Source organism: Streptococcus oralis (assembly GCF_004127215.1).
Taxonomy (GTDB): Bacteria; Bacillota; Bacilli; order Lactobacillales; family Streptococcaceae; genus Streptococcus; species Streptococcus oralis_BD.
The window spans coordinates 1-4,331 of sequence record NZ_QEWJ01000022.1 but is presented as its reverse complement, the minus strand read 5'-3'; the positions used below and the strand labels follow the sequence as shown (position 1 = coordinate 4,331).

Annotated in this window: 3 protein-coding genes and 1 pseudogene; 1 reads left to right on the top strand and 3 read right to left on the bottom strand. The window is 39.8% G+C overall.

From position 1 onward, the window contains the following. Positions 1-95, top strand: a 95-nt coding sequence (locus DF216_RS10285) for an IS3 family transposase (protein ID WP_164979035.1), incomplete at its 5' end; no start/stop codon positions are given. Between the two features lie 201 nt (positions 96-296). Here DF216_RS10285 and DF216_RS10280 read toward each other — a convergent pair. From DF216_RS10280 to DF216_RS10270, 3 genes and pseudogenes are all read right to left on the bottom strand, one after another. Then, on the bottom strand, positions 297-1,112 hold the full coding sequence (locus DF216_RS10280) for an endonuclease/exonuclease/phosphatase family protein (protein ID WP_129326773.1): 816 nt from the start codon (positions 1,110-1,112) through the stop codon (positions 297-299). A gap of 51 nt (positions 1,113-1,163) precedes the next feature. After that, positions 1,164-3,350 (bottom strand): PTS transporter subunit IIBC, encoded by a 2,187-nt coding sequence (locus DF216_RS10275; protein ID WP_129326772.1) that lies wholly within the window; start codon positions 3,348-3,350, stop codon positions 1,164-1,166. Positions 3,351-3,659: 309 nt separating this feature from the next. Next, a pseudogene (locus DF216_RS10270) lies at positions 3,660-3,938 on the bottom strand (helix-turn-helix domain-containing protein); the annotation flags it as partial. Between the last annotated feature and the right edge of the window lie 393 nt (positions 3,939-4,331).

Below are 4,331 nucleotides of genomic sequence, written 5' to 3'. Positions count from 1 at the left end.
TTGTGGACTACATTGATTACTACAACAATAAACGAATTAAGATAAAACTAAAAGGACTCAGTCCTGTGCAATACAGAACTAAATCCTTCGGATAAATTAATTGTCTAACTTTTTGGGGTCAGTACAAAAATTAGTTGTTGCTTTTTGCATGGAGCTTCACCTTGGTAAAATGCATTGTTCAATTCAGCCAAAAACCCTTTCATGGTTAATAATCTTAGAAAAAGGAGTGTATCCCCTAATAAGATGTTCTCCCTTTTTCAAAAGATCGGAAGCTTTGTCTTAGATTATTTAAATATTTATTTCCAGTTTAAAATCGCATTCAAACCATAGTGGTCGCTGACTTGTGGACTATTCTGCCCATCAAAAACCACATGCAAGCTTTCTACTTCTAACTCTTTGGTCGTAAAGATGTAGTCGATTCGTAGTGGCTCGGTATTGCCTTTCCAACCATCAATTTCTGGTGGAACGGTATAGCTGCCACTTCTTTCTTTCGCAACTTCAAATGCGTCTTGTAATCCCAATGGGCTAGCTAAGATTGCTTGATAACCTTCCTGACCAGCTGGGTTATTGAAATCACCAGCTAAAATCAAAGGTTTGTTCAAATCTTTCAGTACAGCCTCAAATCGTTCCCATTCTTCCTGAAAACCTTTATCCCACCAAGAGAGATGAACGCTTGCAAGAGCAAGCTCCTTTCCTTCAACCTCTGTCTCAGCCAAGGCAACACGGCGAGTATGGTAGTCTGTTGGATCATCTACATCCGAAACTAAAATCTCGCGTGCTTGAATTGGTGTCTTAGATAAGATAGCTACTCCCTCATGGTAGCGGTCATAACCAATATGATTATAGGCCCAAGTCCAGTAATAGCTTCTTCCTTTCTCAGCCAATTTTTCAACCAGAAGTCGGACATAGTGATCCTGATGAATGGGTTCTGCTGATGGTAAAGCTTGATAGAGGTCAGTAACATCTACCTCAGGAGAAGTAATTTCCTGATTGATTTCTTGGAAACAAATCAAATCATAGTCTTTATCAAGAATATCTTGGAGCAAGAGCTGGAATTTTTCTTCTGCTTCTTTCTCCATCCAACTGTGGGTATTGAGTGTTAAAAATTTCATGCTTTCCTCCTAAAACAAGAGGTTGGAAAACAGCTTCCAACCTCAAGTATATTACAATTCTACTTTAGCAACTGCTGTTTTCGCTGCAAGAGAACCAGTTTGTTCTAATTTAACAGATTTGATTGCTTCAGCATTTGTGAAGACAACCACTGTTGAAGTTTCGCGACCTGCTGCGCGGATAGCATCCAAGTCAGCTGTAACAAGAAGATCACCAGCAGCAACCTTTTGTCCTTCAGCTACGTGAACTGTGAATGGTTTTCCTTCAAGACTTACTGTATCTAAACCGATGTGAACAAGTACTTCAAGACCTGAGTCAGTGACAAGACCGAGAGCATGTTTTGTAGGGAAGATACTTGATACTGTACCAGTAACTGGAGATACAATGTTACCATTTGCTGGTTCTACCGCAAATCCATCACCCATCATTTTTTGAGCAAAAACAGGATCTTTCACTTGTTCCAAGACAATGACTTGACCGTCAGCTACTGAATAAACATCCTCAGTTACACCTTTGAAATGTACAGTGTTTTGTTGAGCTTCAGTCATTTGGCTTGGAAGAGTTTCAGGAATTACTTCACCTGAGTCAAGGATATCTTGAATATCAGATTTCAATACATCAGCTTTTGGTCCGTAGATAGCTTGGACACCTTGTCCTTTCATGACAAGACCCATAGCTCCTTCGGCTTTCCATTGTTCCTCAGTACCAACACGATCTGCATCTTTAACAGTTACACGAAGTCGAGTCATACATGCGTCTACATCTACGATATTTGCACGCCCACCAAGAAGGTTAATGATATTTACAGCTTGAGAAGCAGCTGCAACTTTTGTTTCACCTGAAGCAACTTCTTCTGAAGCACCTTCAGCAGTTTCATAGTTTCCGTTACGTCCTGGAGTTGCGTAGTTGAATTTCTTAATCATGAAGTTCGCGATGAAGTACATGATCACAGCAAAGAGGACAGTTACCCAGATAAAGTTAATGACATCCATACCAAGACCAGCATTGATAGCTAGTGGAGTACGAGTTAAGAATTCGATTGAACCGAATGAGTGCACACGAAGGTGAACAATATCAGCCATAGCAAAGGCAGCACCTTGAACAACAGAATAAACAAGATAAAGAGGTGTTGCAACAAACATGAACATATATTCGATTGGCTCAGTAACCCCTGTCAAGAAAGTTGCAAGAGCTGTTGCAATCATCATTCCTTTGTATTGGTGTTTCTTGTCTGCTTCAACATTACGGTAAATAGCAGCAGCCACACCCATCAAAATACCGAATGAACCGATCATTTGTCCAACTTTGAAACGAGCTGGAGTTACAGTTGTAAGTAAGTGTTGGTATTGGTTTGCATCAGTTCCTTTAAGGTTTACAAGGTCTGTTACCCATGCAAGCCAAAGTGGATCTTGACCAAATACTTGAGTGCCTTTTGCTGCACCAGTCAACACATCATAAGTACCACCAAGAGCTGTATAGTTCATTGGGATAGTCAACATATGGTGAAGACCAAATGGCAAGAGCAAACGTTCCAAAGTACCATACAAGAATGGTGCAAGAACAGGTGCTGTTTCTTGTGAATTCGCAATCCAGATACCAAAGTTGTTGATACCTGTTTGAACAACTGGCCAGAAAGCAGCAAGCACAATTGCTGCAATAGCTGAACGAAGGATGACAACGAATGGGACGAAACGTTTCCCATTAAAGAATGAAAGTGCGTCTGGAAGTTTACGGTAGTTGTAGTATTTGTTATAAGCAGTTGCCCCTACAAAACCTGAGATGATCCCTACGAATACCCCCATGTTGAGCGCTGGCGCCTCAAGAACGCTGATAAAGTAGTCAGCAACCTTGATTGAACCACCAAAGAAGGTAGTAACCATTGCTTCTGGGTTTTTCAACATATCACCCGTAACACCAAAGATAGTACCTGTAATACGGTTAATCAAGATAAAGGAAAGCCCGGCTGCAAATGCACCACCTGCACGTTCTTTTGCCCAGCTTCCCCCAATAGCAAGGGCAAACAAGATATGAAGGTTACCGATAACCCCCCAACCAATTTGCTCAAGGATTCCACCTGTAATCACTAGAGGAGCAAGGTTTGGGTCGATCATCACGATTGATTTCCCGATTGAGATCATCAATCCCGCCGCTGGCATAACGGCGATAACCACCATTAAAGCCTTACCGAATTTCTGCCAAAATTCGAAAGACAAGACATTTTTGAATGTAGCTTTCATCATTCAAATCTCCTTTATTTTATTTAGGCAAACGTTTTACGAAAACGTTTGCACTTATTTATACCTTAATTATACCACTTTAATTTTTTTTGTAAAGGCTTTTATAAAAAAAATTTGACTATTTCTCTCAAATTTTTCAATTGCTCTGTTGTAAAATGAAGTGCAACACAAAAGACATATTCATCTGATATACTAGAGTTGCAAAAAACAGTATAAAGGAAGAGGAACATGTCCACAAACTATTCTACCACAAATCAATCATACAAGCACTTATCTGAAGCTGAGCGAGGAGAAATAGAGGAGAATCTTTTACTTTAGTTCTTTGGTCAAGGTTGATTCCTTCACAGAGAGCTTCTGATTGGTTTCATAAATCATTTGGGCATAGTCGGCAGAATAAATCTTTTTGAAACGTCCTTTTCCTAGACATTGTAGGAGTGTACCATGCTTGATTTCATTGTGGATGGTCTGAGGAGCTTTTCCAAGGAGAAAGACCATTTCTCTATTTGATTTCCCTTCTAATTTCCATCGTTCGATTAAGCGACGACTGTGGATTGTCAAGTGATTAGCTTTTGTAGTATAATTGATTTGCATCTATGTACCTTTCTTGTCTTTGTGGTGAACAACATGTATAACACAGAGGTGCTTTCTTATGCCTAAATAAGTTTTCATTTGACAACATTGACTAGTTGAACCAGCGCATTGTTAGGAAAGTTGGGTGGCTAACTTCATTATAGAATTTTCATAATTTTTCAATTCCATTTCCCACTAAGAATGATCTCTATATAAATCTTCTGCTGATGCTACTTCCATCTTGGAATCAAGTGACTGCTTCTGTTAGATTGACCTACCGCCCCCCAAAAAAATTAAACAGGAAAATCTAACTTTTGAGGGGCTGTAGCTGACTAGACAAATGATAGAAAAAAACCTTTCCAACCTCTGAAGGAAATATCCCCCCTCACCCAGCTTTCACCTAAGAACTAGGCT